Source organism: Methylophaga sp. UBA4204, from assembly GCF_002379485.1.
Classification (GTDB): domain Bacteria; phylum Pseudomonadota; class Gammaproteobacteria; order Nitrosococcales; family Methylophagaceae; genus Methylophaga.
Genome location: NZ_DFTU01000011.1, coordinates 37,270 through 44,197 on the forward strand (window position 1 = coordinate 37,270; position 6,928 = coordinate 44,197).

The 6,928-nt window shown below is 45.5% G+C and carries 7 protein-coding genes; 4 read left to right on the plus strand and 3 right to left on the minus strand.

The window, feature by feature from the left end; translation table 11 throughout:
• The 4 genes from B3182_RS01620 to B3182_RS01635 form a co-directional block, all read left to right on the plus strand.
• On the plus strand, positions 1–393 hold a 393-nt coding region (locus B3182_RS01620; protein WP_292751277.1), incomplete at its 5' end, for a hypothetical protein.
• Positions 394–509: 116 nt separating this feature from the next.
• Positions 510–1,973, plus strand: coding sequence for a circularly permuted type 2 ATP-grasp protein (locus B3182_RS01625; RefSeq protein WP_292354375.1), 1,464 nt, complete (start codon positions 510–512; stop codon positions 1,971–1,973).
• Positions 1,973–2,914 (plus strand): alpha-E domain-containing protein, encoded by a 942-nt coding sequence (locus B3182_RS01630; RefSeq protein ID WP_292354373.1) that lies wholly within the window; start codon positions 1,973–1,975, stop codon positions 2,912–2,914. Before B3182_RS01625 ends, B3182_RS01630 begins: the two co-directional genes overlap by 1 nt.
• On the plus strand, positions 2,911–3,927 hold the full coding sequence (locus B3182_RS01635; protein WP_292354371.1) for a zinc-binding metallopeptidase family protein: 1,017 nt from the start codon (positions 2,911–2,913) through the stop codon (positions 3,925–3,927). Before B3182_RS01630 ends, B3182_RS01635 begins: the two co-directional genes overlap by 4 nt.
• A 15-nt stretch (positions 3,928–3,942) precedes the next feature.
• Here B3182_RS01635 and B3182_RS01640 read toward each other — a convergent pair whose 3' ends face one another.
• The 3 genes from B3182_RS01640 to B3182_RS01650 form a co-directional block, all read right to left on the minus strand.
• Entirely contained in the window at positions 3,943–4,707 is a 765-nt protein-coding gene (locus tag B3182_RS01640; RefSeq protein WP_292354369.1) for a proteasome-type protease, read from the minus strand.
• 51 nt (positions 4,708–4,758) lie between these two features.
• Positions 4,759–5,466 (minus strand): endonuclease/exonuclease/phosphatase family protein, encoded by a 708-nt coding sequence (locus tag B3182_RS01645; RefSeq protein WP_292354367.1) that lies wholly within the window; start codon positions 5,464–5,466, stop codon positions 4,759–4,761.
• The coding region (locus B3182_RS01650) for a VTT domain-containing protein (RefSeq protein ID WP_292751280.1) at positions 5,463–6,928 on the minus strand (1,466 nt) is incomplete at its 5' end. The genes B3182_RS01650 and B3182_RS01645, both read right to left, overlap by 4 nt.

The window sequence follows — 6,928 nt, forward strand, 5'->3', positions numbered from 1 at the left end:
ACTGCGACAGATTTTCAAAGTGAAAAAGAGCGCTGTGAATCAGAGTCAGCTTCTGAAAAAGAAATTGATCAGTGTCTGCAGCAGCAAGGCTGGTTAGTCGTTAGTGCAGATAAGCCCTTGATTCCACTGAGTCGTGGTGAAAGCAAAACCATTGCGATAGCGGATGATGCCATGGCAGAAATTGACGATAAACCCGTTGATCCCATGGAAAAATTACAGGTTAATTCATGGTGGCGAGCGGGTGCTGGACCGGAAAAACTAATGAATGACAGTGAAGCCTGCACAGCGGAATTAGGTAAAGAACACTCCCCTGAAGCGAATATGAGTCTGGTTACCCGCGGCTTATTGGGCTGTATGCAGAAAAAAGGCTGGGCTGCCTTGTTACAACAGTAACTGTTGAAAATCACATCTGAATGGCCTGGAGCGGGCTGCATTAGGGATTCGCCGGGATTTAGGGCATAACTATTGCAGTCACAGCTTCATGATTATCTGAAGAAGGGGAAATGAGCATGATGCAGCTGTGGCGTGATTATGATCCCGGTGAGTTCTACGATGAGCTGATGCATGATCAGCATCAGCCAAGACACTTCAGTTATAAACTGCTGGATTATCTGAAATCCATGCGAAAAGAGGCATTCGAGCAGCGTATCGTTGATTCTGAACTCGAAATTCTGGAGCGTGGTATTACCTTCACGGTCTATAGCGATGCCGGCAATATTGATCGTGCCTGGCCCTTCGATATCATTCCCCGCATCATTCCCAAAGGCGAATGGGATTGCACCGAAAAGGGGCTGGTGCAACGAATTCGTGCCTTAAATATGTTCATCAATGATATTTACAACGATGGCAACATTATTCGTGATGGGCTGATTCCAGAAGAAGTTGTGCTGCAATCCAAAGGTTACCGACCTCAATGTAAAGGCATGCAACCTGCACACGGGATCTGGGCGCATATTTGTGGTTCGGATTTAGTGCGTGATGACAACGGCACGATGTATGTATTGGAAGACAATTTACGGGTGCCATCCGGTGTTGCCTATATGCTGGAAAACCGCAAGACCACCAAGCGTGTATTACCGGAATTATTCAAATTACTGCATATCAGCCCGGTCAATGATTACCCTTCACACCTTTCTGCAATGCTGGCTTCGCTGGCACCCGATGACATAACACATCCAAAGATGGTTTTACTGACCCCGGGAATCTATAACTCAGCTTATTTTGAGCATGCTGCATTAGCTCAGCAAGCGGGTTTGATCTTGTTGGAAGGCGCCGATCTGACCGTTGGCAATGATGGTTATGTCTATATGAAAACCATTCATGGTCTGGAACGAGTCGATGTCATTTATCGACGCATAGATGATGATTTTATTGACCCTCTGGTGTTCCGTGAGGATTCTACACTTGGTATTCCCGGCATTATGCAATCCTGGCGCGAAGGAAAAGTCGCCATTGCCAATGCCCCCGGCTGCGGTGTTGCCGACGATAAAGTTATTTATGCCTATGTGCCGGCAATGATTCGCTATTACCTCAACGAAGAACCTTTGTTACCCAATGTACCAACCTGGATGTGTCGAGATCCGCACCAACTTCAGCACGTTCTCGACAACTTAGCGGATCTTGTCGTCAAACCTGCTAATGAGTCCGGTGGTTATGGCATGCTGGTTGGGCCGCATTCCAGTGAAGAACAAATAGAAGCTTTTCGCCAATTATTAATCGACGATCCTAATAACTACATCGCCCAACCGACCCTAAAGTTATCGGTATCCCCCACCAGTTGCGGCGATCATATTGCGCCTCGTCATGTGGATTTACGGCCATTTATCCTGTCTGGTAAAAATAACTACGTCACACCTGGCGGGTTAACCCGGGTAGCACTCGTCAAAGGATCGCTAGTTGTTAATTCTTCACAGGGTGGTGGCAGCAAAGATACCTGGATAGTGGATGACTCACATTTTGGAGGGCTTAACTGATGTTGTCGCGGGTAGCTGAACGGGTTTATTGGTTGGCCAGATATCTGGAGCGGGTCGAAAATACCGCTCGTTTAATCAATGTCCATACCGGGCTGCTGATGGATTTACCCAGAGACGTCGAAATAGACTGGTTTACCTTAGTCACCATTTTTGATGCTGAAATGTTTTATCACGCAAACTTTGAACAGATTAATGAAAATAATGTGATGCAATTTTTGCTGGCAGAACCCAATAACCCGATATCGCTACTTAATTCATTATCCGCCGTTCGGGAAAATGCCCGTACCTCGCTGGATATCCTCCCGGAAGAAACCTGGGAGCAGGTAAATGAGCTGTATCTGCTGGTTAAAAATGAAATGGCGGCCATCAGTAACCGGCGTCGACGTCAGCAATTGCTATTGACCATCATGGAACGCTGTCAGACTGTGTGGGGCATATTGGTCAATCATATGAGCCGGAATCATGCCTATCATTTTATGCAAACGGCCAAGCATCTGGAACGCGCCGATATGACCAGTCGAATCCTGGAAATGACGTCATTACTGATGGCTGAAAACCGCAGTGAATCGATGCGTGCAGCAGAAGGCATTTTATGGACACATTTATTACGCGCATTAAGTGCTCAGCAGATGTACACTCAGACTTACAGTTCATCCGTTAACGCCGATGGCGTATTAACTTTTCTGATTCGAGATGAGGCTTTTCCACGTTCTTTATTCTTTTCGCTTAAAGCAATTGGACGTTATTTGTGGCCTCTTCCTCAGTCAGCAACCACATTGGAACACCATCAAAAAATCATGTCTGAAATGTTTAATGAAAATCTGAAAGAACTTCCAGCCGAGATGATCTATACCCGTATGGATGAATTACAGGCAAAACTTGCTGAATTGAGTTCTCAGATAAGTCAAAAATGGTTTCACCCTGATAGATCGGTCGCATGAAACGTTTTTATTGTCATTGCGGGCAAGAAGTTTTTTTTGATAATACATATTGCAACAGCTGCAACAGGATCTTAGGATTTGATACCGAACAGCAACAGATTGTCAGTATCGAGCCTTACAAAGGCCAGTTTCGTTCGGTGGAAAGTCCCGAAAAACGTTATAAACGCTGTGTCCATCATCAGCATTTGATGCAGTGCAACTGGCTGCTGCCGGCCGATGATAATTTTACGCAATGCATATCCTGCCGGTTAACCCGTGTCATACCTAATCAGAACTACCCGTATAACGTTAAACGCTGGTCAGTGCTGGAAGCGGCCAAAAGAAGGATGCTGTATGGCTTGCTTCGGTTAGGTTTACCGATAGATCAATGGCCAGCTACTGATACACAGCAACTGCAGTTTCATTTTCTGGAAGATCAGATAAGTAATCCGATTGATGGTCATGAGCAGGTTTTCAGTGGTCATGCGGCAGGTATCATTACGTTAAATGCTTCAGAAGCTGATAACAGCTATCGCGAAGCAACCCGAGAGGCCATGAATGAGCCTTATCGTACGTTACTAGGCCATTTCCGTCATGAAATCGGGCATTTCTACTGGGAAAAACTGATTAAAAACCAGCCAATTTATGATGCGTTTAAAGCATTATTCGGTGATGACACTATTGATTATCCGCAGGCTTTGGCAGCTTATTACGAGGCTGGCCCTCCCGAAGATTTTCAGCAGGAGTTTATTTCAGCCTACGCCAGCGCCCATGCCTTGGAAGACTGGGCTGAAACCTGGGCACATTATCTGTTGATGCATGAAACACTGGAAACGGCAGTGGAGTTTGAGGTTATTCGCCCCCCCGAAACGGATCGGGAATTTCATGTCTGGTTATCAGAATGGATGCAGTTAGTACTGGTGTTGAACGCGTTGAACAGAAGTATCGGTAATGCTGATGCCTATCCATTTGTGGTGTCAACCGCGGTGCAGAAAAAGCTGCAGTTTATCCATGATCTAATGCATGATATTTAACGTTAACGACGTTTTTTACTGTTCACTAAACCTGGGCATCTCGGTAAAGGCCTGACGAAGCTTATCCCCCCACGCCTTTCTCAATTCAATAAGATATGGGTGCTCTACTCCAAACCGGTAGTGATTGCTAACATTGTAACTGTCTTTTTTGTACATCAGTACTTCAATGGGTGGTCCGACACTGACATTACTCTGCATGGTAGAGTCCATTGAGATCAGTGAACAAGTGGCTGCATCCAGTAAAGAAGTATCCGGCCGGATAAAACGATCCAGCACCGGTTTGCCATATTTGCTCTCGCCAATCTGCAGATAAGGGGTCTCTTTGGAACTGGTAATGTGATTACCCTGCGGGTAAATCATAAACGCCTGCGGAGGACCACCCTGAATCTGACCGGCCAGCAATAACGTGGCTTCCGGGGCAAAGCCTGAAGCTTCATTTTCAGAATAACGGCGGATTCGACTACTGAGGATTTCACCGATGTAATCAGCCGTATCAGAAAGATAACTTAAGGTATTTAAATTACGTGCCTGACTTTCACGAATATCGCGATGAATCTGTTCAACCACAAATTGTGTAGTCGCCAGATTACCTGCACTCATTAATACCAGACAACGATCAGCATGGGTCTCAAACCGGGTCATCTTGCTGTAGGTGCTCACCTGATCGATTCCGGCATTGGTTCGGGAATCGGATGTCAGCACTAATCCTGCATCTAAGGTAATGGCTACACAATAGGTCATACATGCCTCTGAAGTAATCTGTACAAAGATAGTCGACATTTGGCTGCAGGGCAATGCCCAAAAGGGGTTATTTAGTGTTCTTGATAGGGCTCAGAAAGCAATGTTGGCAACAAGTGGTAAATGATCTGATGCCTGTCTTGCTAAAACAGATTTATGAACTGATAGTTTAATGTTGCTGCGTTGCGGAGCAATCCAGATTCTATCCAAAGCGAAAATTGGCCAGCGTGCCGGGAAAGTCGCCAAGTGTGGTGGCGCGCTGAAGTGTCTGTGTAACCAACGCAATGGACGCCCCCATAGCAACCACTCATTCACATCCCCCAGTAAACAGCTTATATCGGCTTCCTGTTGTGATTTAACATCGAGTAACTGCTTAACCTGCCAACGCCGCTCTGCCGGTTTCAATCCTAAATGGGTCGCAATCACTTGCAGTTCATAGCCGGCAACATCAAAAGTAGCTTCGATGGCTCCTCGTGGCTCGAAACCGGCAACACTTAAATCAATATGTTTGAAGGACTTTAATGGTAACTTTGTTAACAGGGCATTTCCGTAGTGACGAGTTTCCCGAAACAATGTGGGTCCAGCAATGGCTTCATGGCCCGTCTGATAGGCCAGATACTCGAGTAGGTCCAGCTCATCAATCGAATGGTGTTCGACTTCCTGTAAAGCAACAATATCGGCATCGATTTCTTTTAAAACGGCAGCGATACGCGCAGGATCAAATTTTCCATCCGCCCCTATGCAGGCATGAATATTATAAGTAGCGATCTTGAGGGTATTTGGTCGTTTTATTTGGGTCACGTATCTGTCGAAATTCTGTTAAGCCATTTTTTGACACCGTACATCAAGCTACCAATCCCTAAAATCACCAATACAAAAATTATAATCTCGAAAGGTTCAGGGTGTTGGACGACTTGTATAAGTGAATTTGCAAAAACGGTTATGGCTAAAATACCCGGCAACATTCCCAGCAGAGTTCCCCAGATAAAATCTCTCAATTTGATATGAGATGCACCTGCTACCAAGTTTATCAGTGTAAAAGGAGCCACAGGAATAATCCGAACGGTAATAATGGCCATTACACCATGATTGGCCAAGCGTTTTGACAGTCGGTTTAATTTTGACCCAGCCATTTTGGACACACTTTTACGCCCCAGCCACTCACCAACGATATATCCCAATATCGCACTCAGCATTGACCCCAGAATAGCGTATATACTGCCCGGCCATGCACCAAAACTGATCGCAACGGCCACGACTAATAAGGTCAGCGGTATTGCAAATAAACCGGCAATAGCAAAACCTGTAATCACAATAAAAGGAGTAAAGGGACTGTCGTTGAGGGTCTCGATCATAAGTTGAAGATTTTCAGCCGTTAACCAGTCATTGAGTGGCGTCCACTTCCATAAAGCGGTCATTGCAATGACGGCTAATAAGACTAATGCCGTGATAATGATCTGTTTTTTAGGGGACTTCGGCTCATCAATAGGCACCAGCTTCCGGCTCATTTCAACGGAGTCTACCGGACGCTCAGGATCGATATAGTCAGCTGTCGGGGTTAATTCATCGATACTCTCATCAACTTCACAATTTAATCTTCTCAAGGTACGTGGAAACTGTTCCCGGGAATTAATCAGCGTAAGCAGCGAATCATGTTCTGCCAGCAATTCTTCCAATACATCAACCGCAATATCAAGATGTTCACTGAGCAGTCTATGACGTAAGGCCTTTATCGCATCAGACTGTTCTGCATTTTCTGCTTCAATTGCCAAATCACATTCACTATCAAGCCCCATCGAGCGATTACTTAAATTAGCTGACCCCACTCGCAAAAAAACATCATCAACAATCATCATCTTGCTGTGCAGACTGATATAACTATTACCTAATGCTTCATGATGCGGGTAACAAATCAACAGACGGTCATGTTTATCGGCTTCACAAAGCTTTCGGCAAATCCTGGAACGCAATACATCCATCGTGTGTTGTTCAAGCCAGCCACCGGTCATGCTGGGACAGATAATCACAACTTCCGGGCCACTCTCTTCCTTCAGTCGCTGGGCTAAAACCTCTGCCACTTTCCAGGATGTAAAATACTGATTTTCTATGTATATAAGGGTTTGGGCCGCCGCAATAGCATCAAGGTAGAGTAATTCCACTTCGGTAATTTCCCTGTTTCCCTTAAATTCCGGCAGGGTTCGGGCAATGGCAATGTTGACCTGTCGAAAATCAACCTTGATATCTTCAGGCCAAATATCATCCT